We start from the raw sequence: 25,807 nt of genomic DNA, 5'->3' as shown, positions 1-25,807 counted from the left end.
GCGCACATCGTCCAGGTGGATGGCCCCGATCCGGCCGAATGAAGCATGAGACGGCAGGCCGGGGGGACGGACATTGGCGACGCTGCCGGTTTGCAGAAAGGCATCGATCAATGGCATCGTGACGAAGCCGCATGCCGCACACGACAGGAACATCCGGAGAACCGAATGAGCAACCAGTCACAGCCGAAGCAGAAACACAAGCAGAAGCGCATGCCGAAACCCGCCGGGCGCCAGGCGATCCTGACCGAACAGCGCCGCCGGAAGATGGCGCGCTCACCTCACGCGTACGTGCGCGGCAATACGGCGCGTTTCTACGAATGGCTCGTCGAAACCAACGGCAGCGCACTGCCGCACGGGCCGTCGATCTGGATCTGTGGCGACTGCCATACCGGCAATCTCGGCCCGGTCGCGAACAGTGAAGGAAAGGTCGAGGTGCAGATCCGGGATCTCGACCAGACGGTCGTCGGCAATCCCGTTCACGACCTGATCCGCCTCGGGCTGTCGCTGGCGACGGCCGCGCGCGGGTCCGCACTGGCGGGCCTGACGATCGTGCACATGATGGAGGCGATGACGGCGGGTTATGCGTCGGCATTCGGCAGCCGCCACGCGAAGCTGCCCCAACGCCCCGAACCCGTGCACCTCGTGATGAAGCAGGCCATGCGCCGCTCGTGGCGGCAACTCGCGATCGAACGGATCGAAGGGCTCGCGCCGACGATTCCGCTTGGCCGTCGCTTCTGGCCGCTGAGTGCGAAGGAATCCCGCGCGATCGGCAAGCTGTTCAGCGACGATGCGATCGCGACACTCGCAACGAGCCTCAAGGGCCGCAAGGACGGAGGCAAGGTCGACGTGCTCGACGCGGCGTACTGGGTGAAAGGCTGCAGTTCGCTTGGACGACTGCGCTACGCGGTGCTGCTCGACATCGACGGCGACGTGCGCGACGGCGACGACCTGTGTCTGATGGACATCAAGGAGGGCGTGACGGCCGCTGCACCGCGCGACGAAACGGCCACGATGCCGCGCGACAACGCCGAGCGCGTCGTGGAAGGCGCACGGCATCTGTCGCCGGCCCTCGGCGAGCGGATGCGGGCCGCGCGCCTGCTCGATCGCGCGGTCGTGATCCGCGAACTGCTGCCACAGGACCTGAAGCTCGACATCGATCTGCTCGCCGAGGACGATGCGCGTGACGTCGCGCGCTATCTCGGTGCGGCGGTCGGCGCCGCCCACGCGCGCCAGATGGACAAGCCGACACGCACGGCATGGCGCACCGAACTCGGCCGCAACCGCGCGAAGACGATCGACGCACCGATGTGGCTGTGGAACAGCATCGTCCAGCTCGTGAGCAGCCATGAAGCGGGGTATCTGGAGCATTGCCGGCGCTTCGCCGCCGGCGAGTAGCGTGTCGCCGCGGGCGACGGCCGAGGCTACCCGGCCGCGCCCAGCTTGAGGCTCTGCCGACGCATGCCGTCGAAGATTGCATCCGCCACGTCCGCCGGAAACTCCGCCGGGATCTGCGCTGCAGCCTCGACGATCGCGGGTTCCGTGCGCGCGACGACGGCTGCCATCGCGGCGTGCACGTCATCTTCGGTCAGGCCGACACGCCGGCCCTGCGCGATCCAGTGGCGCGGCTGGATCTCGCCGATCACGTAGTGCCGGTTATTCCCGCACACGGCCATCGCGAGCCGCGCGCGGCGCGGCGGAAGCTGGTTGCGGCGCGTGCCGATGATCGGATGCGCGGACAGCACGTCGTACAGCGGCGTGCTGCGGTAGGTGTTGCCGGGCAAATGCGCGATGCTGAAGTTCTTCGCGTGGCCGTCGATCGCCGCCAGCACCCAGAACACGAGCTGCGTGACGAAGAAATTCATCCGGTCGCGCGCAGCGTCGGCCGAATGCGCGAGGATGCCCATGATCGTCTCGATGCCGGGGCCGCCGTCGGATTCGTATTTCGCGCCTGCGGGCGTGCCGGTCGCCTGGCACATGTCCTCCTGCGGCAATCGCAGGATCCATGTGCGGTCGCGCGATGGACGCCGGTCGAAGCGCTCGACGATCAGCGCTTTCTGGTCATCGAACCGGCCGATCTCGCACGGTGCGACCGGCAGGCCGTACGCGGCGACGAGCGTCGAGCACAGCCATTCGTTTTCGACGGACGTCCGCATGTCGGCCTGCATGTTCCCGACACGTCCGAGCGGCAGCTTGAAGATGTGCGTCGTCGGCGTGCTGCCCAATGGCCGCAGCCAGCGGTTTCCGTGACGCAGCAACGCGGTCTTTTCCTGCGCGCCGGCAATCGACAGGCTCAGGTCGCCTTCCAGCTCCGCGCGGCCGGGCAGCGGCGTGGCGGTCGCGCGGCGCAGCACGTCGGCGACGGCCGCGTCGTCAAGCGTCATGCCGTCGATCGCCTCGAGATCGACAGGCGCCTCACCGGCCGGCAGCATCTGAATCGCGCCGACGCAATCGCGGCCGATCGACGCGAGCAGTTCGAACGGCGCCGTCGAGCGGAGCCCGTAACGCTGCGCGATGCGACGGCGGATCGGCTCGCTGTCCGGCAGCAGGTTGTCGAAGTAATCGGCGACGATCGCGCCCTGGTGCGGCTGGTTGCCGGGCGTGAAGGGCAACGACAGCGACAGCGGCCGCCCCTGTGGATCGTCGAGCCATTCAGGCAGGTAGACGAGGCGCTCGACACCGCGCCGGACTTCCCAGTAGCCGACCGGAATGCCATTCATCCACAGGTCGAGCCGGTCGTGGCGGACACGCGTGGCCATCGTCACCAGTCCTCCCGCTTCGCAACCCTGGGCTTGCCGGGTGCTGCGTCAGTGGGCCGCTTGCGCTTGGCGCCGGTTGCGGGTTTGGCTGGATTTTTGGCGGGCGTGGTGCCGCGGGACGTTTCCTGCTTGCGTTTGCTCGAAGCCGGTTTCCGAACCGCCGGCGTGGCATCGGGCACAGGCACGGGATCCGCCGATGCCGCCGACACGTCCTGCTTGCCCAGTGCGAGTGTCATGTGAACGCCGAGCGCGTTCAGCACTTTGAAGAGCCGCTCGATGCTGACCGCCGACGGGTTGGCCTCGAGCTGCGCGTAGGATTGTTGCGTGACGCCCAGACGGGCGGCCAATTGCGCCTGCGTGAGGCCCGCGGCTTTCCGGAAGCCGACGAGTATCGGCCGCAGTTGGGTCAGGGTCTGGACAGGAAAGGACATCGGGCGCTCCGCAGGATGACAAGCGATCGTTTGTAATCGAAAAATACAGCCTATAGCATGTATTATCAAAATACAAACCAAAGACTGTATCCACCAAAAACAAGCGATAGCCTGTCAGGCGTAAAGCCGACCCGCCATCCCGCGTCAACGCCTCACGCCGCCCGCAGCGGATTCGCCTGCACGCTCCGCGCGCTTTCCGGATCGTCGTCGCCGAGCGGAATGAACGCCATGATCTCGAGGTCGTGACCCGACAGCGCCGGCAGCCGGAACGGGCTCGACAGCACGTTCAGCCGCCGCACGCCGAGCTCGCGCAGGATCTGCGAGCCGATCCCCGTCACGCGTCCGTCGCGGCGCGCATGGCTGGTCGGCATTCGCATCGCGTCGCCACGCATGTCGCAGTCGAGCAGCACCGCGACCCCGCAGCCGGCCGCGTCGATTCGTTGCAGCGCGGCGTGCAGCGGCCACGAATGCGCGGACGGCTCCGCATCGAGCAGGTCGAGCAGCGAATGGCATTCGTGCACGCGCGTCAGCACCGGCGTCGACGGATCGGGCTCGCCGCGCACGAGCGCGAGATGCGGCGCGCCGTGCACGGTGTCGCGATACTCGATCGCGCGGAATCGTCCCCACGGCGTATGCAGCGGCCGCTCGCCGACGCGTTCGACGAGCGACTCGTGTTCGCGCCGGTAATGGATCAGGTCGGCGATCGTGCCGATCTTCAGCCCATGCTGCGCGGCAAACGCCTTCAGCTCGGGCAGCCGCGCCATCGTGCCGTCGTCGTTCATCACCTCGCAGATCACCGACGCGGGCGTGAGCCCCGCGAGCGCGGCGAGATCGCAGCCGGCCTCGGTGTGCCCCGCACGCACGAGCACGCCGCCGGGGCGCGCGGCGATCGGGAACACGTGGCCGGGCTGCACGAGATCGTCCGGGCGGGCGCCGGCCCGCACCGCCGCCCGGATCGTGTGTGCGCGATCGGCCGCCGAAATGCCGGTCGTCACGCCTTCGGCCGCCTCGATGCTGACGGTAAACGCGGTGCCGAACGGCGTGCCGTTGTGATCGGCCATCGGCGGCAGCTTCAGCTGCTCGCAGCGCTCGGCGGTCAGCGTGAGGCAGATCAGCCCGCGCCCGAAGCGCGCCATGAAATTGATCGCGTCCGGCGTCACGTGATCGGCCGCGATCACGAGATCGCCTTCGTTCTCGCGATCCTCTTCGTCGACGAGCAGGACCATGCGGCCCGCCCGCAGTTCGTCGACGATCTCCAGCGTGCCGGCGAGCGTCATCGTGCCTCCATCAAATCGAACGCGCGGCGCAGCGCATCGGCGCCGAAGGTCAGCACGCGGTCGGCTGCATCGATCGCGCCGAGCATGCTCGCGAAACCATGAAGCTGGCCCGGCCAGCGCACGAGCGTCACCGGGGTGCCGGCCTGCGCGAGACGCAGCGCATAGGCTTCGGCCTCGTCGCGCAGCGGATCGAATTCGGCGCTGATGATCGTCGCCGGCGCCACGCCTGCGACGTCCGGCGCGGCGAGCGGGCTCGCGAGCGGCGACGCGCGATCGGCGCCGTCGTCGAAATAGTGGCGCTTGAACCAGCGCATCGCGTCCGCCGTCAGGAAATAGCCGTTGCCGAGTGTTTCGTACGACGGATGCTCGGTCGCGCAATCGACGACCGGATACAGCAGCAACTGGTGCGCGATCGCGATGCCCGAGCCGCGCAACTGCAGCGCGGCGACCGCCGCGAGATTGCCGCCGGCGCTGTCGCCGACCACGGCGATCGCCCCGGCGCGCGCGCCGAGATCGCGCGCACTGGCGGCGGCCCAGCGCACCGCGTCGCATGCGTCGTGCGCGGCCGCCGGGAAGCATGCCTCGGGCGCAAGCCGGTAGTCGACCGACAGCACGAGCGTGCGCGCCCGGGTGGCGAGGCTGCGGCACAGGTTCGCATGCGTATCGATCCCGCACGACACGAAGCCGCCGCCGTGGAAGAACACGGTCAGCGGCAACGGCCCATCAGCGGCGGGCCGATACAGCCGTGCGGACAACTGACGGCCCGACAGCGGAATCCGCCAGTCCTCTTCGGCGGCGACGGCATCGCCCGGGGCGAACGCGCCGCCGGCGGCAAGGCTCGCGCGATATGCGGGAACGGTCAGCTGCGCGAAATCGATCGCGGGTGCCTGGGCGAACGCGGCGAGCAGCGCCTGCGCCTGTGGGTCGAGCGGCATGGGGACTCCTGTCTGAATCGAGTGCGTTTTGAATCAGGTAAACCCGTGTCGCGGTTTTCCCTGAGTCCGCGCCGGACGCTTGCCGGCACGGCCTGACGGGCATTCCAGCGCAGCGGGCAGGGCGCCACATCATCCGATCGGACGATGGTTCGTTCGCACGGATGGCCAATTCTCACCATTCAGTGAATCTCCCGATGACGCCGGAATTTAGACGCGTCTTAATCATGGCGGCGCGGTTGGGTCGCGCCGGAAACATGTCGTATGGAGGATGGAGCGTGCTGATGGAGACGAGATGGGCTCCGCAAGAGAGCCAGGCAACCAGTGACGAGGCCGACATCGGCGTCGCGGATTTCAGCGAACTGATGGCGCGCATCTACCAGGGGCCGCTGGAGACGCCGCCGTGGGCCGGCGCGCTCGAACTGGTCCGCCGCTGGCTGCAGGCGAACTACGTGACGCTGATCCTGCGCGCGGCCGCCAGCGACCGCCGCGCGCCGCTGTCCGTGCACGCGTCGGAATTCGGCCCGGTGGTGCCGGGCGACGGCGAGGCGTCGTACAACAACTACTACTATTCGCTCGACCCGTTCGTCGGCCTGCCGGCCGATCGGGTGGTTACGGTCGACGACGTGTTCGGCGACACGGGCTGGCTGTCGAGCGAGCTGTACAAGCAGTTCCTGAAGCCGCAGGACGTGCGTTATATCCTCGGCGCCGACCTGCGCACGGCATCGGGCGTCGAGTGCCGCTTCCGCGTGTGCCGCAACCATGCGTCGACGCAGTTTTCCGCGCGCGACAAGGCGATCTGCGCGCTGCTGCTGCCGCACCTGAAACGCGCGGTGGAATTGCATTCGCGGCTCGACACGGCCGAGGTCGAACGTTCGATTTATGCGAATGCGATCAACCGGATGCAGATCGGCACGATCACGCTCGACGAGAACGGCACGATCATCGACCTGAACAGCGTGGCCGACGAGATCCTCAAGCAGAACAACGGTCTGACGATTGCGCGCGGCACGATCGAGGCGACCGATGCGCAGGAGAACCGCACGCTGAAACGGCTGATCCGCCATGCGGTGATGGGGCACCACGGCACGGCCGCGGCGACCGTCGAGGCGATGCCGATCACGCGCAGCTTCGACAAGCCGCGCCTCGGGCTGCTGGTGCGCACGGTGCTGCTGTCCGACTGGTCGGAGGACAACAAGCGGCGGCCGGCCGTCACGCTGTTCCTGCGTGATCCCGACCGCAAGCCGCAGGGCGCGCAGGAGATCATCCGCAAGCTGTTCGACCTGACGCCCGCCGAGACGTCGCTCGCGCTGCTGCTGACGAACGGGCTGACGCTCGAGGAAGCCGCGGAGGAATCGGGGATCAGCAAGAACACGGCGCGTACGCACCTGCGCGCGATCTTCTCGAAAACGGGTGTCACGCGCCAGGCGACGCTCGTGCGGATTCTGCTCGGGAGCGTCGTGCCGCTCGGGTAAGCGACCATCAAGGTCGATCCATCGGAACCGGCCGCATTCGTCGGGCGATACATCGACTTCGGTCAACGCGTCGCGTATAGCACGATGATGGCGGCGACCTCATGCAAAAGAGGCTCGCACCGCGCGAGCCTCTTCTTCATTCATCGCCGCAGATAGCGGCTACTGTGCCGCTCGCGATGCGGGGCGATGCCCGCTGCGTTCACGAGCCGCGCGTCGACCGATCCGCCCATGCCGTGAGCGCCGGCCACTGCGCGCAACCACGTCGGATGAAACCGACACCCGTGCGGATCACGAGTGCGCCGATCGCCAGCGCGGCCAGATCGTCGAGACGACCGAAGCCAACCAGTGCCGCGCTCATCGCGAGCGCCGCCAGCAGCGACGACAGCGCATCGGTCCGCACATGCCAGCCGCTCGCCTCGAGCAGCGCGGAGCCGGTTTCGCGCGCCTTGCGCAGCATCCAGTGCGACAGCGCGGCCTTGCCGGCGAGCGTGACGGCGACGAGTGCGAGCGTTGCCGCGCCCGGCTGCACGACGGGCGGCGTCGCGAACCGGTTCGTTGCATGCCAGATCATCTGCGCGCCGGTTATGACGAGCAACGCGCCGAGGCCCGCGAGCGCGAGCGGTTCGTAGGTCGGGCGCCGCTCCGGCGGCAGGCGTGCGTCGAGCCGGCACGCGACGAGAATCAGCGCATCGGCGGCGAGATCGATCGCCGCGTGGACGACGTCGGCGAGCAGCCCCGACGAATGCGCGGACCACGCCGCGGCCGTCTCGACGGCGAGCAGCAGCAGGTTGATCGCGAGGCTGACGGCGAGGGCGCGGGACGTGGCCGCATAAACATGGGGCGTGGCGCGCGACGTGCGCTGCATGGCGGATTCGTCTGTCGAAAGCGTGGGTCAGCCCCGAACGCTACCGGTCGACGGTGGCAGATCGGTGACACGGGGGCAATCGCCGAATCCGTGCGCGATGTGTACGGAAGCCTCCGGGCCGCCCGCCGACTTGGCGCGGTGCCGCCGAGAAGGTGACTGGCTGCACCGTGACTCGGGAAGCCCGCGCCGCGAGCCGCATCGCCCGCGGCGTTTCCCTTTCGTCCGAATCGCAGATGCGTCCGCGTCCGCTTCGACTCAAAGCGCCTCGATCGCCAGCGCGATGCCCTGGCCGCCGCCTATGCACAGCGTGACGACGCCGCGCTTGATGCCGTCGCGCCGCATCGAATGGATCAGGCGGGTCGTCAGCACCGCCCCCGTTGCGCCAATCGCATGGCCGTGCGCAATCGCGCCGCCTTCGACGTTGACGATCTCCTCGGCGATGCCGAGCTGGCCCGCCACCGCGATCGGCACGACCGCAAACGCTTCGTTGATCTCGAAACGCTCGACGTCGGCCAGCGTCCAGCCCGCCCGCTCCAGCGCGATCCTGACGGCCGGCACGGGGCCGAGCCCGAACATGCCGGGTTCGACGGCAGCAACGCCGAATGCAACCAGCCGCGCACTCGGCGCAATCCCGTGCGCGTCGGCGAATGCGCGATCCGCCACCAGCATCGCCGCCGCGCCGCTGTTCAGGCCCGGTGCATTGCCCGCGGTAATCGTGCCGTCCGGGCGGAACGCGGGCTTCAGCTTCGCGAGCGCTTCGAGCGTCGTGTCGGGGCGCGGCGTCTCGTCGCGCGCAAACGCGACGCGCGTCTTGCGCTGCAGGACATCGACCGGCACGAGCTCGGCGTCGAACTTGCCGTCCGCCAGCGCGGTGGAAAAGCGCTGCTGCGAGCGGAGCGCCCAGCGATCCTGGCGATCGCGCGAGATGTCGAGCTGGCTCGCGAGATCCTCGGTATGCCAACCCGAATGCTGGTCGGAAAACGCATCGACGAGGCCGTCGCGCAGCATGCTGTCGCGGATCGGCGCGTCGCCCATCCGGTAACCCGAGCGTGCGCCGTCGAGCAGGTACGGGGCGCGCTCCATGCTTTCCATGCCGCCGGCAATCGCCGCATTCGCGTAGCCCAGCAGGATTTCCTGCGCGGCGTTGACGACCGCCTGCGCGCCGGAGCCGCAGACGCGGTTGACCGTGAGCGCCGGCACCTTGACCGGCAGGCCCGCGCCGATGGCGGCCTGCCGGGCCGGATTCATCTTGTTGCCGGCCTGGATCACGTTGCCCAGCACGACCGCGTCGATCGCCGCGCCGTCGAGGCCGCTGCGCCGCAAGGTTTCGCGGATGGCGATCGCGCCGAGCTCGGTGGCCGGCGTGTCCTTCAGGGATCCGTTGAACGTACCGATCGGTGTCCGGACGGGGTGGCAGATGACGACTTCGCGTGTGCTCATGATGCATTCCTGGATCGCGTTGCAAGTTGCGCGGACGAGTCGGTGGCGAACGAGGGCGCGCCGCGCCATTCGCGTCGCCGGTTCGATTGCGCCGTGACGCCGGCAGGAACGCCGGCGCGGTGCAATGCGGCCGCCTCCGATGACCGGATCACGCGCCGCTCTTGAGGGAACGGTATCTATGCATATGCATACTGTCAACGGGGGCTTTGCGTAGGAGATTGATGAGCGGGGTACGTCATCGGGGAGAAGGGCGCATTACGATGCGCACGTCGCGGCCGGCGGTCGGCTTTCGATCGCGCATGTTGATGGTTTTTCGCGCTGATTGCAGCGGCGTTTGGGTGTCCGGGCGGGCTGGGAGGGAATCGGGGCAACGTGTTGTACTCGGCGACTTTGTGCTTGATGCCGGGTTCGACCATCTCGACATTATAAAAATAATGTCAAATTAAAAGGCGCGATGAATTGGATATTTAACGGTTTACGTTATATTATTTACGAAATCACCAGCCCAATCCGCCATGTCCGATCTCGCTGCCGACGAATCCCGCCTGACCGCCGAAATCGAGCGTCTCAAGGCCGACTTCCCGAAAACCCGCGAGCTGTATCGCGAAGCCTGCGCGCTGCTGTTCTTCCGCTTCGGCATCACGCCCACCGCGAACCGCCTGTACCAGCTCGTCCGCAAGGGCAGCATGAGCACGCCGACGGCCGTCCTCGGCGAGTTCTGGGCCGAGCTGCGGGAAAAGAGTCGCGTGCGCATCGAGCATCCCGATCTGCCGGCCGATCTGCAGGCGGCCGCCGGCGAACTGGTGGCGGCGCTGTGGAATCGATCGAGCGCCGACGCGGCCGGCGCGCTCGACGCATTGCGCGCGGAGGTCGAGGCCGAGCGGGTAGCAGCGAAGGCGGAAGTCGCGGCATTGCAGGCCGAACTGGCCCGCACCGAAACCGCGCTGGAGCAACGCACGGCCGCGCTGCTGGCCGCGCAGGTGCGCATTCAGGAACTGGAGCAGGCGAGGGCGGCGGACGACGCATCGCGGCAAGCGCTGCAAGCGGACATCGAACGCCTCACGGCCGACAACGCGGAAGGCGACCGCGCACTTGCGCAGGCGCGGGCGGATTTCACCACCCAGCTCGACCGGCTGCGCGACGACGCCGGCCGGGCCGAGGAGCGCTTGCGCGCGTCGGAGAAGCGGGCGCTTCAGGAGATCGATCGCGAGCGGCTCGCGGCAGCGCGGCTGCAGAAGGAACTCGAGGCAGCGGCATTGCGCATGGAGCAGCGCGATGCGCAGCAGCGCAAGGAAATGGCCGCACTGCAGGCGCAGCTCGGCGACGCGCTGCATCGATGCGGCGTGCTTCAAGGGCAGCTCGACGGCGCGCTGGCGACCGATGCGGCACGGAGCAAGGAGCTCGATGCGCTGCGGCGCGAAATGACAGCGCTCTCGCGCCGGTCGGCGCTGCGTGGCGCCAAGGCTGCGCCAGCCGCACAACGGGACGAGCGGAGGGCGCGCACGCGAAAGCGCGCGGACGAAGCGCCGTCTCGTTGAAGTAGAAACCGCAAGCGTGCGTCAGCCGAAGGCGACGCACGCCGGAAGCCCGGAGCCGAAGCCTGAAGCCTGAAGCCTGAAGCCTGAAGCCTGAAGCCTGAAGCCTGAAGCCTGAAGCCTGAAGCGGCAAGGCAAGCGACCGAGCCCCTTACACCCCCGATCGCCCGCCCATCCCCCGATACCGATCAACTCGACACATACCGCGACGGCAACGCCGGCGCATCCGCCGGAATCGTGACGAGCGACGTATTGAGCCAGCCCTGCGGCGACCCGTTCGACTGCGCATAGGCGCCGACGTACGGCATCATCCGCGTCGTCTGATAGACCTGCGGCGTCCACCCGGCGGGCGCGAGGAAGATCGACGTCGCACGCTTCTCGCTATACGCGGACGCCCCATACGTCGAGATGTTCCACAGTGTCTGCTGATACGTCGCATAGTCGGCGTTGTGCCGCGAACCGCCGGCCTGCCAGCCTTCGAGCTGGACGAACGTGTTGTACGTGCCGGCGCCCGCGAGCAGGTTGTTCACCGTGCGCCCGTACAGGAACGACAGGATCAGCCCGCAGTTCGCCGGCGCGAAATCACTGCCGACGCTCAGGTAATAGCGGCCCGTCGTGTTCAACACCGACGCGTAGTGCGAATTGCCGATATCCGTCGACGTCGTCAGGCCGCTCGCGCCCATGAAGCTGTCGAACGCCTGCATCGTGACGCCCGCCGGCAGGTCGCTCGTCGCGCTGATCGCGACGATATGCGAGCCGGCCGCCAGCAGCGTCAGGAACGCGGACAGCGTGCTCGTATTCCAGTTGCCCTGCGCATCGACGAACGGAAACGCGCGATAGCCCGTCAGCGCGAACACCGCCGGATCGGAGCCGGCCTGCCACGTGATCTGCGGCACCCACATCGTCAGCGGGCCGGCGTTCGACGCGCCGGATACGTACTGTTTCAGCGCGTCGACGAGTTGCGCATCGGCAGCGGGCAGCACGCCATAGGCCGCGCCGCTCTGCCAGCGCCGCACCCATTGCGCGACGAAGGCCGCCAGTTGGCCGCCGGTGAAGTCGGCGGGCGGCACGTAGCCGAGCGGGCCGGTGCCTTGGTACGCGGACTGGATGGCCGCGGCCGTGCGCACGTTGCTGCCGAACATGCTGTTCGCGAAATCCTGGCAGTTGTTGGCCGGCGGCGTCGCGAGCTGCGCGAGCGGGACGACCCACGCGCCGTTCGCGGTCGGGACGCCGCGATACAGCGTGAGATTCGCGACCGAGTCGTGACCGGGAAACGTGGCGGCGTCGGCGCCCGACACGTAGCCGGCGGACGGCGTGACGCTGACGGTGGTCGGCTGCGACCCGAACGGATGCGTGTACGAAATGGCAAACGATGCGTCGCCGCCGGCGAGGCTGAACGATCCCGTGCAGTCGCCCCAGCTGTTCGACGCACTGACGGCGGTCGATTGCCCGGTGGCGACCTGCGCTTGCGACGCCTGCGGCAGCGAGCCGCTCTGGCTCGCCGCGTTGCCGTACGCGAGCGTCGTCGACGGGATCGCATTGACGACGTTGATCGTGATCGAGCGGTCGGCGATGCCGTAGCTGCGCGCGGATGCATCCGCGGCGCCGGCGGCGGCGAACGACGACGCGGACGTCGGGTTGCCGTCGCCGCCGCAGGCAGCCAGCGAGCCGACGAGCGGCGACAGGGTCAGCGCGGCGCCGCGCTGGATGAAGCGCCGGCGGTTCGGCGCGGACGGGCGTTCGGGTTTCGAAGCGGTCATGGGCGTTCCTGGTCACGGGTTCGGGAGGCGACAACGACGATCCGGCGCATTGCACACGTGTGCAATGCCGGTCGAACAGGCTCGATCGCCGGCACATGCGCCGCGCGTATTTATGCGGGAGATCGATGAAACGCCTGCGACGAAACCGAGTCGGGCGTGTGACGCCGCGCGCTCGGCGGAGCGGGAAGGAGGGAGGCATGCCGGCGCGACGTTTGGGCGCCGGGCGGGGATCGGGTAAAGTGCCGCTCAACATGCCGGCTCGACGTTACTAGACGACCGGTCTAATCGTTGCTAACATACGCCATCATGAATGCATCTTCGGGCGCGGAAGTCCGCCAGCACATCCTGAATATCGCCAAGCCGATCATGCTCCACAAGGGGTTTTCGGCGGTCGGCCTGAACGAGATTCTCGCTGCGGCGGGCATCCCGAAGGGCTCGTTCTACCATTACTTCGGCTCGAAAGAGGCATTCGGCGAAGCGCTGCTCGAATCGTATTTCGACGGCTATCTCGCGCATCTCGACAACCTGTTCAAGCATCAGGCCGGCACGGGCGCCGAGCGCCTGATGACGTACTGGCGCAACTGGCTGCACACGCAATGCGCGGACGATCCGGAAGGCAAGTGCCTCGCGGTGAAGCTCGGCGCGGAGGTGTCGGACCTGTCGGAAGCGATGCGCGCGGTGCTGCGGAACGGCACGAGCCAGATCATCGAGCGGCTCGCGGGCGGCATCGAGGCCGGGCTGGCCGACGGTTCGCTGAGCGGGGTCGCCGATCCATCGCATACGGCCGCGATCCTGTACGAGCTGTGGCTGGGCGCGACGCTGCTGGAAAAGATTCACCGCAATCGCAAGCCGCTCGAAAGGGCGATGGTCGAAACGCGGCGCATGCTGAACCTGCCGCCGCTCGAGCCGGGCGACGTGCAGTCATAACCCGGGCGCGCATCGGCGCGCCTTGTTTTTACCCTGATACTAGACGACTGGTCTACTCAACACCGCATGACGAACGTGCCACGCCGCGTTACGCTGTTCCGATTGATTCAACCGCATGCACGCAGCCGCGCCGGCCTGAGCACCGATGCAGCCGCCCGCGTGCGTCTCCCGCTGGTCCATCCCTGATCCGATCGTGCCCACGAAGCACGTCCATTCCTGTTGACGGAGGCTCACATGCCGCAAAGCAAAACCGCTAATCGCCAGATCATCCTGAATTCGCGCCCGGTCGGCGCGCCGACGCCGGGCAACTTCCGCACCGAATCCGGTGACGTGCCGACGCCCGGCGCCGGCCAGGTGCTGCTGCGCACGGTCTGGTTGTCGCTCGACCCGTACATGCGCGGCCGGATGAGCGACGCACCGTCCTATGCGCCCCCGGCCGAACTCGGCCAGCCGATGGTCGGCGGCACCGTCAGCCAGGTCGTCTCGTCGAACCTGCCGGCGTTCCGCGAAGGCGACCTGGTGGTCGCAGGCGCCGGCTGGCAGGACTATGCGTTGTCCGACGGCAGCGGCCTGATTCCGCTCGGCCGCGACTTCGCCCATCCGTCGTACGCGCTCGGCGTGCTCGGCATGCCGGGCTTCACCGCCTATACCGGACTGCTGACGATCGGCGAGCCGAAGGCCGGTGAAACCGTGGTTGTCGCGGCGGCGAGCGGTGCGGTCGGCGCGGTGGTCGGCCAGATCGCCAAGCTGAAGGGCTGCCGCGTGGTCGGCGTCGCGGGCGGCGCCGACAAGTGCGCGTACGTGACCGATACGCTCGGTTTCGACGTGTGCGTCGACCACCGCGATCCGGCGTTCGCCGCGAAGCTGAAGGAAGCGTGCCCGAACGGCATCGACATCTATTTCGAGAACGTCGGCGGGGCCGTGTTCGACGCGGTGTGGCCGCTGCTCAACGACCATGCGCGCGTGCCGGTGTGCGGGATCATCGCGCACTACAACGACGCGGCTTACGACGACAAGGCCGTGTCGACCGGCCGCGACCGCGTGCCGGCACTGATGGGCACGATCCTGCGCAAGCGCATCCGGATGCAGGGTTTCATCATCATGGATCACTATGCCACCGGCTATGCGACGTTCATGAAGGACATGAGCGAATGGGTCGCGCAGGGCAAGGTGAAGACGCGCGAGGACGTCGTCCCCGATCTCGCCGATGCGCCGGAAGCGCTGATCGGCCTGCTGGCCGGCAAGAACTTCGGCAAGGTCGTCGTGCGCGTGGGCCCGGACGAACTGGCCTGACGCCTCGGCACGGCGACACACAACGGCTGCACGCCGGCGTCACGCGACGCCGGCTTGTGGCATGCTCGATTCCGCTATCGACGACAAGGAGAGTGACAAGATGGCGCTTCACGTGATGGCTTCCCTGTTCCTGAAACCCGAACACGCGGCGGCCGCCGAGGCCGAGCTGCGCAGCATGGTCGCGAAGACACGCACCGAGCCGGGCAACCGGCGCTACGACCTGTTCCGCGAACAGGACGGCTCGCCGAACCTGCACCTGTACGAGATCTACGACGACCAGGCCGCCTTCGACGCGCACCTCGCGAGCCCGCATTTCGGCGAATTCCGCGCGAAGTCGGCCGACTGGTTCACCGCGCCGCCGGTCATCAAGGTGCTGTCGGGCATCGACGTCGCCGAGTAACGCCGCCGTACGCCCGTCGCGGCTCGCGCCCACCCGGGCCGCACGGCACCCGCCGCACTGCACGCGGCGGCGATGACACCACCACGCGGCGCATCGTTCGCGCCGCTTCCCCAATACACCGGCCCCGGAGGCTGAATGATCACCCTCAACATCAACGGCGAAACCCGCTCGGTCGACGCCCCCGACGACATGCCCTTGCTCTGGGTGCTGCGCGACGTCATCGGTCTCACCGGCACGAAGTTCGGCTGCGGAATCGCGCAGTGCGGCGCGTGCACGGTGCATCTCGACGGCGTCGCCGCGCGCTCGTGCGTGCTGCCGGTCGCGGCGGTCGCCGGCCGCAAGATCACGACGATCGAAGCCGTCGGCGCGACGCCGGCCGGCCACAAGGTCCAGCAGGCATGGCGCGCGCTCGACGTCGTCCAGTGCGGTTACTGCCAGTCGGGGCAGGTGATGGCCGCCACCGCGCTGATCGCGTCGAACCCGAACCCGAGCGACGCCGACATCGATGCGGCGATGGCCGGCAACATCTGCCGCTGCGGCACGTACAACCGGATTCGCGCGGCCGTGAAGCAAGCCGCCAAGGAGGCCTGACATGTCACGAGGACTGATCGAAGCCGGTCGGGCCGGCGCGGGCGTGTCGCGCCGTTCGTTCCTCAAGCTCGGCATGTCGCTGGGCGCGGCGGCCGGCGGCGGATTGCTGCTCGGCTTCAGCATGCCGGCCGCGGGTGACGATGCGCGTCGTTCGGTGATCGGCGGCGACGCCGCCGAGCCGGCTCAACCGGGCGTGTTCGCACCGAACGCGTTCGTGCAGATCGACCGCGCCGGCAAGGTCACGCTGGTGATGCCGAAGGTCGAGATGGGGCAAGGCGTCTATACGGCGCTGCCGATGCTGATCGCGGAGGAACTCGAAGTGCCGCTGTCGAGCGTGACGCTCGATCATGCGCCGCCGAACGAGAAGCTGTTCCTCGATCCGCTGCTCGGCGGCCAGCTCACCGGCGGCTCGACGTCGATACGCTATGCGTGGGAGCCGCTGCGGCGTGCCGGCGCCACCGCGCGCACGCTGCTGGTCGCGGCCGCCGCGAAGCAATGGAACGTCGATCCGGCAGCCTGCCGCGCCGCGAACGGCGAAGTGCAGCATCCGCCGAGCGGCCGGCGCGCGTCGTACGGCCAGCTCGCCGATGCGGCGGCGAAGCTGCCGGTGCCGAAGGACGTCGCGCTGAAGCAGCCGGCGGATTTCAAGCTGATCGGCACGCCCGCGAAGCGGCTCGATTCGCCGGAGAAGGTCGACGGCACCGCGCAGTTCGGGCTCGACGTGCGCCTGCCCGGCATGCTGGTCGCGGTGATCGTGAACAGCCCGGTGTTTGGCGGCACGGTCGCGAGCGTCGACGACACGGCCGCGAAGAAGATCCCCGGCGTACGCCAGGTCGTGCGCGTCGACAACGCGGTGGCGGTGGTCGGCGATCACACGTGGGCCGCGAAGCGCGGCGCGTCCGCGCTGGTCGTGAAGTGGAACGAGGGCGCGGGCGCGAAAGTCTCGACGAAGGATCTGTTCGCGGATCTCGCGCAGGCGGCGGCGAACGGCAAGGGCGCGGTCGCACGCAAGGACGGCGACGTCGACAAGGCCTTCGCGAATGCGAAGACGCGCGTCGACGCCGTCTACGAGCAGCCGTTGCTCGCCCACGCGACGATGGAACCGGTGAACTGCACGGTGCACGTGCGTGGCGACGGCTGCGAGATCTGGGTCGGCACGCAGGTGCCGACGCGGGCGCGCGATACCGTGCAGCAGCTCACGGGCCTCGCGCCCGACCGGATCGTCGTGCACAACCACCTGCTCGGCGGCGGCTTCGGCCGGCGGCTCGAGACGGACATGATCGGCCAGGCCGTGAAGGTCGGCAAACAGGTCAACGCGCCGGTGAAGGTAGTCTGGACGCGCGAGGAAGACGTGCAGCACGACATGTACCGGCCGTGTTACTACGACAGGATCTCGGCCGGCCTCGATGCGAACGGCAAGCCGATCGCGTGGCAGCACCGGATCGTCGGCTCGTCGATCATGGCGCGCTTCGCGCCGCCGGCGTTCCAGCACGGCGTCGATCCCGATGCGGTCGAGGTCGCGGCCGAACTGCCGTACGACCTGCCGAACCAGCTGGTCGACTACGTGCGCCAGGAGCCGCGCCACGTGCCGACCGCGTTCTGGCGCGGCGTCGGCCCGACGCGTGGCACGTTCGTGGTCGAGAGCTTCATCGACGAACTGGCCGCGCAGACCAAGACCGACCCGGTGCAATACCGCCGCGCGCTGCTCGGCAAGACGCCGCGCGCGCTCAACGTGCTCGACGTCGCGACGAAGGCGGCCGGCTGGGGCGGCCCGGCGCTGCCGACGGGGCAGGGGCGCGGCGTCTCGGTGATGCACGCGTTCGGCAGCTTCTTCTCGATCGTCGTCGACGTCGCGGTGGATAACGGCGAAGTGCTCGTGAAGCGTGTCGTGTGCGCGGTCGACTGCGGCATGGTCGTCAACCCGAACACGATCGAGGCGCAGGTGCAGGGCGGCATCATCTTCGGGATTACCGGCGCGCTGTATGGCGAAATCACGATCGAGGAGGGCCGCGTCGTGCAGAGCAACTTCACCGACTATCGGATGCTGCGGATCAACGAGACGCCGCCGATCGAGGTGCATCTCGTGAAAAGCGGCGAGGCGCCGGGCGGGATCGGCGAGCCGGGTACGGCCGCGACCGCCGCTGCGGTGGCGAACGCGATCTTCGCGGCAACCGGCAAGCGGCTGCGCAAGCTGCCGGTCGGCGACCAGCTGAAGACGGCTTGAGGGGAGGAGACGACCATGCAAAACCTCACCCTGAAGATGCTCGGCACGTCGTTGCTCACCGTGTCTGCACTGCTGGCCGGCACGGCCGCGCACGCCGCGCAGGCGGCGCCGGCCGACAGCGCGCTCGTCGCGCGCGGCGCGTATCTCGCGAAAGCGGGCGACTGCGTCGCGTGCCACACCGCGCCGCGCGGCACGCCGTTCGCCGGCGGCCTGAAGATGGTCACGCCGATGGGCGCGATCTACACGACCAACATCACGCCCGACCCGGACACGGGCATCGGCGGCTATACCGAAGCCGACTTCGCCAGCGCGTTGCGCAAGGGCGTCGCGAAGGACGGTCACAACCTGTACCCGGCGATGCCGTACCCGTCGTACGCGAAGCTGAAGGACGACGACGTAAAGGCGCTGTATGCGTACTTCATGCACGGCGTCGAACCGGTGAAGCAGGCGAACCGGCCGTCCGACATCCCGTGGCCGCTCAACATGCGCTGGCCGCTCGCGTTGTGGAACAAGGTGTTCCTCGACACGACGCCTTACGCGGACAAACCGGCGAAAGACGCGATGTGGAACCGCGGCGCGTATCTCGTGCAGGGGCTCGGGCACTGCGGGTCGTGCCACACGCCGCGCGGCGTCGGCTTCCAGGAGAAGGCGCTCGACGAAGGCGGCACGGCGTTCCTGTCGGGCGCGCCGATCGACAACTGGTTCGCGTCGAACCTGACCGGCGAGCCCAACACGGGGCTCGGCCGCTGGAACGAGGCCGAGGTCGCGCAGTTCCTGAAGACCGGCGCGAATCGGCACGCGACCGCGTTCGGCTCGATGGTGAGCGTGATCAACCACAGCACGCAGGCGCTCTCCGACGACGATCTGGCGGCGATTTCGCGTTACCTGAAATCGCTGCCGGCCGCAGGCGGCACGGGCGCGCCGCCGTACAGCTACGATCCGAAGGCGACGCAGGTCGCGCTGGGCCGGCCGGCGACCGATCCGGGCGCGAAGGTGTATAACGCTTACTGCCTGCATTGCCACGGCGCGGACGGGCGCGGCTACGCGCCGCTGCTCGCGCCGCTCGCCGGCAATCCGAACGTGCTCGAAACCGATGCATCGTCGCTGATCAACGTGACGCTGAACGGCAGCGACACGCTCGTGATCGGTGGCGTGCCGTCCGCGTATCCGATGCCGGCGTTCTCGAACCAGTTGAACGACCGGCAGATCGCCGACGTGCTGACGTTCATGCGCGCCGGCTGGAACAACGGCGCGCCGGCCGTGCAGGCGGCGGACGTCGCGAAACTCCGCAAGGCGACGGCGGCCGCGCGCTGAGCGCGGCCCCATGCGGAACGAGGGCGGGCCGGCGTGCCCGCCGTCACTGCCGCCGGGTGCGTGCCTGCCCCGGCGGCGTGGCTTTTTCTGTCAACCGGCGCGCGGCCGTTCGCGGCAGCGCGCGTTTATCGACGCAATGTAGGGGTGTCTGGATGGCTAACGTGACTTATACGGATACGCAACTGCTGATCGACGGCGAGTGGGTCGACGCCGCGAGCGGCAAGACGATCGACGTCGTGAACCCGGCGACCGGCAAGCCGATCGGCAAGGTGGCCCACGCGGGCATCGCCGATCTCGACCGTGCGCTCGCCGCCGCGCAACGCGGCTTCGAAGCCTGGCGCAAGGTGCCCGCGCACGAGCGCGCGGCGACGATGCGCAAGGCGGCCGCGCTGGTGCGTGAGCGCGCCGACGCGATCGCGCAGCTGATGACGCAGGAGCAGGGCAAGCCGCTCACCGAAGCGCGCGTCGAAGTGCTGTCGGCGGCGGACATCATCGAATGGTTCGCGGACGAAGGCCGCCGCGTGTACGGCCGGATCGTGCCGCCGCGCAACCTCGGCGCACAGCAGACGGTCGTGAAGGAGCCGGTCGGCCCGGTCGCCGCCTTCACGCCGTGGAATTTCCCGGTCAACCAGGTCGTGCGCAAGCTGAGCGCCGCACTGGCCACCGGCTGCTCGTTCCTCGTGAAAGCGCCGGAAGAAACCCCCGCCTCGCCGGCCGCGCTGCTGCGCGCCTTCGTCGACGCGGGCGTGCCGGCCGGCGTGATCGGCCTCGTGTACGGCGATCCGGCTGAGATCTCGTCGTACCTGATTCCGCACCCGGTGATCCGCAAGGTCACGTTCACGGGTTCGACGCCGGTCGGCAAGCAGCTCGCCGCGATGGCGGGCCTGCACATGAAGCGCGCGACGATGGAGCTGGGCGGGCACGCGCCGGTGATCGTCGCCGAGGACGCCGACGTCGCGCTCGCGGTGAAGGCGGCCGGCGGCGCGAAGTTCCGCAACGCGGGGCAGGTCTGCATCTCGCCGACGCGCTTCCTCGTGCACAACAGCATCCGCGACGAATTCACGCGCGCGCTGGTCAAGCATGCGGAAGGGTTGAAGGTCGGCAACGGCCTCGAGGAAGGCACGACGCTCGGCGCGCTCGCGAACCCGCGCCGGCTGACCGCGATGGCGTCGGTCATCGACAACGCGCGCAAGGTCGGCGCGAGCATCGAAACCGGCGGCGAGCGGATCGGCTCGGAAGGCAACTTCTTCGCGCCGACCGTGATCGCGAACGTGCCGCTCGAAGCGGACGTGTTCAACAACGAGCCGTTCGGCCCGGTCGCGGCGATTCGCGGTTTCGACAAGCTCGAGGACGCGATCGCGGAAGCGAACCGTCTGCCGTTCGGTCTCGCCGGCTACGCGTTCACGCGTTCGTTCGCGAACGTGCACCTGCTCACGCAGCGCCTCGAAGTCGGGATGCTGTGGATCAACCAGCCGGCGACGCCGTGGCCGGAAATGCCGTTCGGCGGCGTGAAGGACTCGGGCTACGGGTCGGAAGGCGGGCCGGAAGCGCTCGAGCCGTACCTCGTCACGAAGTCGGTGACCGTGATGGCCGTGTAAAGAAGGGCGGCTCGGCTAGTCCGTGCCGCTCTTGCCCCCTCCGCGAGCGTAGGTCACGCGAATTTCCACACGACGATTCGGCGCGTTACATTGTTCGACCTCGTAACGCGTTCCGGTCGTCTCTGACGGGCATTTGACCTTCGGCTCGCGGCTACCTGCACCAGTCGAGACGATCTCGACATCTTGATTGGCAATTAACCGACGCAACACCGTCGCAACTGCACTGGCACGCAATTCCGACAATCGCTGGTTGTCTCCAAGCGTTTCTGCGAGTGGTCCAGTGATGTGTCGGGCATCGCTATGCCCGCGTACGACGATGCGCCTTGGTGTGCCCGATGCCTCGATCGCGGACATCACGCTTTTCAATTGTGTCTGGGCAAGCGAGGTCAACTCGAAGCTCCCAGTCTTGAATAGCATGTCGTTTGCTAGATCGAAGCACGGATTAATCGGTGGCTTCGCGCTAACCACTCGCATTGCTCCCGTATCGAGGCGCAATGTCGCGTAGCGGATAGCGCGACGGTCGTTACCGAACGATACATTTTCCTTCGGCTCAAGCACACTGAACGACACGAAGGAAGTATTTCCAACGCCTGTCCACAAAACATCCGCGCCGTGAATGAGCAGCCGCCCCCCCTCGATGCGGCGGCAATCCAGTATTGGATGGCCAACGACGTCCGAAATACGTTCGATCGTGCCCCGTTCGGATTCGTTTACTTCAATGCTGACGTCGGGAATACGAATTCCCAGCCTTTCGAAAACTAGATTCATCAGAGGCTGTGGGCCGCCGAAGAGGAGCACGATACCGAGTGGAATTATCGCGACAAATAGCCAGCGGACCCACGCTGGCGGCCGCGAATGTTTATCGTTGAGTGTTGAGAAGCCCAGTCGCTCGGCTGGAAGGCCTGTGATGACCAACGCGATAAAACCAGCAAGGAAGAATGCAATCAACAGCCTCGCCAACGACACATCGTGATAGACCCACGCAAGCAGGACCATCACCGCAAACATCATCACCGACATGAACAGGTACGCGCCGCCTTGGACTTCACGCGGCATCGAATATTCCGCAGCACCGGATGCCTTACGCCTCTCCTGCACCTGCTTTCGACTCTTCCGGAATTTCGTCAATACTGCCCATCGGAATCTCGCAAATTTCTTGATTTTTCTTTGGGATACTAGCTTTCTGAGTGACGGCCAGTTGGCTGCAGAAATAGTTCTAGGCGGACGGTTATATACGCGTTCCAAAAAACTTATCAAATGAACAAACCATATCGAAGAAATGGCACCGTACATCAACAGCACGACATAGACGAAACCAAAAGCAATTGCCACGAAAACAAAGAAAACGACTTCCCCAGGCGTCAATCCAGAAGGGAAGAATTTGATGTTGAACAAGTATCCGAGAGTAATTAGCGCCCCCGCGGCCGCTGCAATCTTGTAGGAAAACGATGCTAAATTGCTGATTGATTCGACGCGTTTTGCAAGAAGGTCGGCGCGCTCGGCTTCGCTGGCCGCGTCCGCGTGATTGTTTGTCGACATGACGTTATTTTTCTATTGCATGAAATGGAACGACTGGTTTGCACGCAAAACAGTCAGGCCTTGTCTTGATTTTTGCAAGACAACGTCATTGAGATAAATCGATCAAGGGCCGTTGTCAACGCCCACGTGCTGTCTGGCGGCGATGTTCATCTAGCTTTCCCGCCGACCGTACATTCGAACGTCAACCGGACGACAATTTCAATATCCGCACCATTCCCATCCCATTGTTTCAATTCCGTCATCGGCAACGACATACGCCGCGCCCCTAAGCTCACGCCGTCAGCCAACTGGCAAGTACGGACTGCCCCTCGTACCCGGATGTCACACTTTTTGGTATAGCTTATTCAGAAGAAACCATAACAACCGGTGCGTCAGCGTCGGCCCAACCTGAGAGGACACGGATGCATCCGCGGTCGGCAGCGCCGTACTACGTTGTGCTGGCGGGGACCTTGATAGCGTGCGCGCTGATGGGCCTCTGCGTGTTGCAGTTGTTTCAGAGCCGTCACGACGCGCTCGACCGCGCACGCGAGACGTCGCGAAATCTGGCGCTCGTCGCCGAGCGCGACATCGAGCGCAATATCGAGCTGTACGGCCTGTCACTGGAGGCGGTGATTCAGGGCCTTCAGCGGCAGGACGTCATGGCGGCCACGCCGGCCCTGCGGCGCGCCGTCCTGTTCGATCATGCAATGACCGCGCAATTTCTCGGTTCGATGCTCGTGCTGGATTCGGCCGGCAACATCATCCTCGATTCGGCGAACGACGTGCCGCGACAAGGCAATTTCGGCGACCGCAAATACTTTACGGTTCACCGGGACAATCCGAACGCCGGGCTTTACATCAGCGATCCGTTTGCGTCCCGCCTGCGCGGCGGCTCGCTCAGCGTGGCACTGACGCGCCGCGTGTCGAATCCGGACGGCTCGTTCGGCGGCATTGCGCTGATCGCGGTCAATCTCGAGTATTTCCATACGCTGTTCGCCGGCCTCGCGCTCGGCTCGCACGGCGCGATCTCGCTGGTCGGCCGGGACGGCATCATGTTCATGCGCCAGCCGTACGACGTGCGCACCATCGGCCGCGACATCAGCAAGGCGGCGACGTTTCGCCACTTCATGACGGCGCCGGAAGGCTCGTTCATCGAGACCTCGACGATCGACCACGTGCGCCGCCTGTACTACTTCAAGACGCTGCCGCACCTGCCGCTGATCATCATGGTCGCCGAGGCGGAGCAGGACATCTACGCGGCGTGGCGACGGCGCGCGATCACGATCGGCGCGCTGGTGGCGACCTTCGGCGCGGCGTTCATCGTGCTGTCCTTTTTGCTGGGCACCCAGCTGCGGCGCAGGATGCGGGCCGAATCCGAGCTGGTGATGCTCGCGCGCACCGACGGCCTCACCGGGCTCAACAATCGCCGCTCGTTCGGGGAAGTGCTGGATCTCGAATGGCGCCGCGCACGCCGTGCCCGTTCGGTGTTTTCGCTGCTGTTCGTCGACGTCGACCGCTTCAAGGCCTTCAACGACAAGTATGGTCACCAGGCCGGCGACGACGCGCTGGCGGCGGTTGCGCGATGCATCGGCGAGAACATCCGGCGTCCCGCGGACACCGCCGCCCGCTATGGCGGCGAGGAATTCGTCGTGATCCTGCCCGATACGCCGGCCACGGGCGCGACCGAGATCGCCGAACGGATTCGCGCGGCCATCGACGGGCTCGCGATCGAACATGCGGAAAGCGAATTCGGGCGCGTCACCGCGAGCATCGGCGTGGCAAGCTGGGCCCCCGGGCAGGAAGGGGAAGTCGAGTCGGTGATCAAGGCGGCCGACGAGGCGCTGTACCACGCGAAGGAAACGGGGCGAAACAAGGTGGCCTCGCGTGAAACGGGCACCTGACACCGCCGCCGACACGCACCGCCCGCCACCGACGGCGGGCGTGCCGTTCGACGTTCAATGCCGGCCGCTGCCGCGATAGCTTTCCACTTCCGCGTCGTACGCCGCCAGAAACGCCTTGCCGAACACCGACGCGAAATCGTCCTCGATCGCGAACACCGTGTCGCGATGGGTCGCCGCGTAGCGATCCCACATCCTCGCCTTGTACAGCACCGGCACGCGCTTCTCGTACCAGCGCATCGCGTCGTCGCGCTCGCGCAGCCGTTGCGGCGAAAAGCGCGTCAGCAGATCCATCAACGCGGCGCGCATGCCAGCCACCATGCCGATCTGGTGCGCATGCAGATCCTGGAATGCGTCGCTGACCGCGCTCTGCGGCGACATGAAACCCGGCAGCGGCAGCCCGAACATCTGCCGCAGCACGGCGCCGCCGTCCGGCAGCAGCTTCAGCGGGTTGTTCTCGCGATCGAGCAGCATCGTCATGTGCGCCTTCACCTCGCGCTTCAGGATGCTGCGCGACGACAGCAGCTCGACCGTGCCGTTCGCGAACAGCGCCAGCAACTGCCCCGCGATGTACAGCTGCTCGGCCGACCACTGATGCGACTCGGCGGCCGTATCGAGCCCCGCGCCTTCGAAGAACGCGCTCAGCAGTTCATCGGGCGTCGGCGGGCGCGTGGCATGTGGCGCCGGTTCGTCGGCCGGCTGCGCATGCGTATCGGCCGCGCGCGCGGCAGCGGGCTGCACCCGCACGTGTTGCGTCCACTCGGGCGCATGGTCGGCCTGGGTCGCGGACGACGCTTCGCGTTCCGTGTGGCCGCGATCGGCATGCGATGCCGTGCCCGTCGTGCCTGATGTGCCTGATGTGCCTGACGTGCCGATATCGCCCGACGGCTGCGCGAACAGGTCGAGCGGATCGATCGACAGCTGGTGCAGGTCGCGCTGTGAAGGGGCGGGCGGTACGGTTTGCGCCGCGCGGTTCGCGGGCTGCGCGGCATCCGGCCGTGCAGGGCCACCTGGTCGTGTACCGGTGTCCGCCGCCTTGCCGCGTGGCGCGAGACGATCCTGCAGAAGCCCCCACAGCCGGTTGCCGGCGCCTTTCGTATCGATCCGCGAAGACGATGCAGGCGAGGGCGCCGCCGACGTTCGCGCCTGCGACGGCGGATCGACGTGCACGCCGGTATCGGTCGCCATGTCGATGACCGGGGCGTCGTCGCCGTGGCCGCCGTCGTCACGTTCGGCGCGCAGCACGTACGGCCCGATGCGAATGATGTCGCCGGTATTGAGCGGGCGCTCCTGCGCATAGCCGACCGGCTCGCGATTCACCTCGATCGTCGAGACGCTGCTCAGGTTCTTCAGCAGGCACGCGTCGTCGCCGACCTGCAGCAGCGCCTGCAGGCGAGATATCTGCCGCGTGTCGTCGCGCAACACGAGATGGTTGTCGCTGGCCCGGCCGATGGTGCCGCCGGGCGGATGAAACACGACGGCGTCGTAGGAGTCGTTTTCGACCGGCTCGCCGGCATGTTCGATCACGATCAGTTGCATGTCATACGTCGCTCGGTGAAGCGCTCGCGTGGAA

Annotated in this window: 20 protein-coding genes; 11 read left to right on the top strand and 9 right to left on the bottom strand. The window is 67.2% G+C overall.

Going from position 1 to position 25,807, the window contains the following annotated elements; all coding sequences use genetic code 11:
* Positions 1–165 precede the first annotated feature (165 nt).
* On the top strand, positions 166–1,395 hold the full coding sequence (locus tag CFB45_RS22820) for a DUF2252 family protein (protein ID WP_089429098.1): 1,230 nt from the start codon (positions 166–168) through the stop codon (positions 1,393–1,395).
* A gap of 26 nt (positions 1,396–1,421) precedes the next feature.
* Here CFB45_RS22820 and CFB45_RS22815 read toward each other — a convergent pair whose 3' ends face one another.
* The 4 genes from CFB45_RS22815 to CFB45_RS22800 all read right to left on the bottom strand — a co-directional run bounded on the left by CFB45_RS22815 (position 1,422) and on the right by CFB45_RS22800 (position 5,399).
* On the bottom strand, positions 1,422–2,756 hold the full coding sequence (locus CFB45_RS22815; RefSeq protein ID WP_089427499.1) for a type II toxin-antitoxin system HipA family toxin: 1,335 nt from the start codon (positions 2,754–2,756) through the stop codon (positions 1,422–1,424).
* A 2-nt stretch (positions 2,757–2,758) separates the two neighbouring features.
* Positions 2,759–3,187: a helix-turn-helix domain-containing protein gene (locus tag CFB45_RS22810; RefSeq protein ID WP_089427498.1), complete on the bottom strand. Its 429-nt coding sequence runs from the start codon at positions 3,185–3,187 to the stop codon at positions 2,759–2,761.
* Positions 3,188–3,339: 152 nt separating this feature from the next.
* The gene (gene ribBA, locus CFB45_RS22805) at positions 3,340–4,464 is read right to left on the bottom strand and encodes a bifunctional 3,4-dihydroxy-2-butanone-4-phosphate synthase/GTP cyclohydrolase II (protein WP_089427497.1); all 1,125 of its coding nucleotides are present in this window, start codon (positions 4,462–4,464) and stop codon (positions 3,340–3,342) included.
* Complete coding sequence (locus CFB45_RS22800; RefSeq protein WP_089427496.1) at positions 4,461–5,399, bottom strand: alpha/beta hydrolase; 939 nt, start codon at positions 5,397–5,399, stop codon at positions 4,461–4,463. Before CFB45_RS22800 ends, ribBA begins: the two co-directional genes overlap by 4 nt.
* Positions 5,400–5,680: 281 nt before the next feature.
* Between CFB45_RS22800 and CFB45_RS22795 the strand changes: the two genes are divergently transcribed.
* Positions 5,681–6,871, top strand: coding sequence for a helix-turn-helix transcriptional regulator (locus CFB45_RS22795; protein WP_089427495.1), 1,191 nt, complete (start codon positions 5,681–5,683; stop codon positions 6,869–6,871).
* Between the two features lie 199 nt (positions 6,872–7,070).
* Here the strand turns inward: CFB45_RS22795 and CFB45_RS22790 are convergent, their stop codons facing one another.
* Positions 7,071–7,736 (bottom strand): cation diffusion facilitator family transporter, encoded by a 666-nt coding sequence (locus tag CFB45_RS22790; RefSeq protein ID WP_089427494.1) that lies wholly within the window; start codon positions 7,734–7,736, stop codon positions 7,071–7,073.
* Positions 7,737–7,991: 255 nt separating this feature from the next.
* The gene (locus tag CFB45_RS22785; protein ID WP_089429097.1) at positions 7,992–9,176 is read right to left on the bottom strand and encodes a thiolase family protein; all 1,185 of its coding nucleotides are present in this window, start codon (positions 9,174–9,176) and stop codon (positions 7,992–7,994) included.
* Between the two features lie 515 nt (positions 9,177–9,691).
* On the opposite strand from CFB45_RS22785, the gene CFB45_RS22780 reads away from it, so the two are divergent.
* Entirely contained in the window at positions 9,692–10,714 is a 1,023-nt protein-coding gene (locus tag CFB45_RS22780; RefSeq protein ID WP_089427493.1) for a DNA-binding protein, read from the top strand.
* Between the two features lie 185 nt (positions 10,715–10,899).
* Here the strand turns inward: CFB45_RS22780 and CFB45_RS22775 are convergent, their stop codons facing one another.
* Positions 10,900–12,471, bottom strand: coding sequence for a hypothetical protein (locus CFB45_RS22775; protein ID WP_089427492.1), 1,572 nt, complete (start codon positions 12,469–12,471; stop codon positions 10,900–10,902).
* A 306-nt stretch (positions 12,472–12,777) separates the two neighbouring features.
* Here CFB45_RS22775 and CFB45_RS22770 point away from each other — a divergent pair, with 306 nt between their 5' ends.
* The 7 genes from CFB45_RS22770 to CFB45_RS22740 all read left to right on the top strand — a co-directional run bounded on the left by CFB45_RS22770 (position 12,778) and on the right by CFB45_RS22740 (position 20,818).
* The gene (locus CFB45_RS22770) at positions 12,778–13,398 is read left to right on the top strand and encodes a TetR/AcrR family transcriptional regulator (RefSeq protein WP_089427491.1); all 621 of its coding nucleotides are present in this window, start codon (positions 12,778–12,780) and stop codon (positions 13,396–13,398) included.
* A 234-nt stretch (positions 13,399–13,632) separates the two neighbouring features.
* Positions 13,633–14,691, top strand: a complete 1,059-nt coding sequence (locus CFB45_RS22765) for an NADP-dependent oxidoreductase (protein WP_089427490.1) — start codon at positions 13,633–13,635, stop codon at positions 14,689–14,691.
* A 100-nt stretch (positions 14,692–14,791) separates the two neighbouring features.
* Entirely contained in the window at positions 14,792–15,091 is a 300-nt protein-coding gene (locus CFB45_RS22760) for a putative quinol monooxygenase (RefSeq protein ID WP_089427489.1), read from the top strand.
* A gap of 135 nt (positions 15,092–15,226) precedes the next feature.
* Complete coding sequence (locus CFB45_RS22755; RefSeq protein WP_089427488.1) at positions 15,227–15,682, top strand: (2Fe-2S)-binding protein; 456 nt, start codon at positions 15,227–15,229, stop codon at positions 15,680–15,682.
* Between the two features lies 1 nt (position 15,683).
* Positions 15,684–17,906 (top strand): xanthine dehydrogenase family protein molybdopterin-binding subunit, encoded by a 2,223-nt coding sequence (locus tag CFB45_RS22750; protein WP_089427487.1) that lies wholly within the window; start codon positions 15,684–15,686, stop codon positions 17,904–17,906.
* 15 nt (positions 17,907–17,921) lie between these two features.
* On the top strand, positions 17,922–19,220 hold the full coding sequence (locus CFB45_RS22745; RefSeq protein ID WP_089427486.1) for a c-type cytochrome: 1,299 nt from the start codon (positions 17,922–17,924) through the stop codon (positions 19,218–19,220).
* Between the two features lie 152 nt (positions 19,221–19,372).
* On the top strand, positions 19,373–20,818 hold the full coding sequence (locus CFB45_RS22740) for an NAD-dependent succinate-semialdehyde dehydrogenase (RefSeq protein ID WP_089427485.1): 1,446 nt from the start codon (positions 19,373–19,375) through the stop codon (positions 20,816–20,818).
* Positions 20,819–20,833: 15 nt separating this feature from the next.
* Here CFB45_RS22740 and CFB45_RS22735 read toward each other — a convergent pair whose 3' ends face one another.
* Positions 20,834–22,357 carry an OmpA family protein gene (locus CFB45_RS22735; RefSeq protein ID WP_089427484.1) on the bottom strand — a complete coding sequence of 508 codons (1,524 nt, stop codon included), beginning with the start codon at positions 22,355–22,357 and terminating at the stop codon, positions 20,834–20,836.
* Between the two features lie 401 nt (positions 22,358–22,758).
* On the opposite strand from CFB45_RS22735, the gene CFB45_RS22730 reads away from it, so the two are divergent.
* Entirely contained in the window at positions 22,759–24,237 is a 1,479-nt protein-coding gene (locus CFB45_RS22730; RefSeq protein WP_089427483.1) for a sensor domain-containing diguanylate cyclase, read from the top strand.
* A 54-nt stretch (positions 24,238–24,291) separates the two neighbouring features.
* Here CFB45_RS22730 and tagH read toward each other — a convergent pair whose 3' ends face one another.
* The gene (gene tagH, locus CFB45_RS22725) at positions 24,292–25,773 is read right to left on the bottom strand and encodes a type VI secretion system-associated FHA domain protein TagH (protein ID WP_089427482.1); all 1,482 of its coding nucleotides are present in this window, start codon (positions 25,771–25,773) and stop codon (positions 24,292–24,294) included.
* Positions 25,774–25,807: the final 34 nt, after the last annotated feature.

It is taken from the genome of Burkholderia sp. HI2500, assembly GCF_002223055.1.
Taxonomy (GTDB): Bacteria; Pseudomonadota; Gammaproteobacteria; order Burkholderiales; family Burkholderiaceae; genus Burkholderia.
Note: the sequence above shows the minus strand (reverse complement) of the source record. Positions and strands in the feature narration are given on the sequence as shown.